Origin of the sequence: Mesorhizobium sp. M7D.F.Ca.US.004.01.2.1 (assembly GCF_003997785.1) — a bacterium.
Taxonomy (GTDB): domain Bacteria; phylum Pseudomonadota; class Alphaproteobacteria; order Rhizobiales; family Rhizobiaceae; genus Mesorhizobium; species Mesorhizobium loti.
Genome location: NZ_RZRQ01000775.1, coordinates 1 through 418, shown reverse-complemented (window position 1 = coordinate 418; position 418 = coordinate 1). Strand labels below are relative to the sequence as shown.

The 418-nt window shown below is 54.1% G+C and carries 1 protein-coding gene; it reads left to right on the top strand.

Annotated features, from left to right (window positions below; genetic code table 11):
* The coding region (locus tag EN993_RS36745; RefSeq protein ID WP_164758108.1) for an FCD domain-containing protein at positions 1-383 on the top strand (383 nt) is incomplete at its 5' end.
* Between the last annotated feature and the right edge of the window lie 35 nt (positions 384-418).

Sequence of the window (418 nt, the reverse complement as noted above, 5' to 3'; positions counted from 1 at the left end):
GGCTTTTGTCTCTCGCAATCCCGACTATGACGGATAGTGATCTTGACAAAGCAGAAGTCTTTGCCAATGAGATGCTTACAGGTGAGGTGGCGCATTGGGGCGAATTGAACTGGCGTTTTCACGAAACGCTTTACGCGCCGGCGAAATACAGTCAAACGATGGCGATGCTTCATCGTATTCATAAAAATATTGACCGCTATTTGCGCATGCAGATCACGCTGACTTCGGGTTGGCAGAAGGCGCAAGAAGAACATCGCAATATTGTAAATTTGTGCCGCGCCAGGGATGTGCGGCGGGCAGTGGCCGCGCTCGATGCACACATTATGGATGCATCAACCGACCTTATCCGTGTGATCTCGGAGCGCCGCCAGGCAGCGCAATAGGACGAACCGGCTGTCTCGGGGGGGGGCGCGAGTGG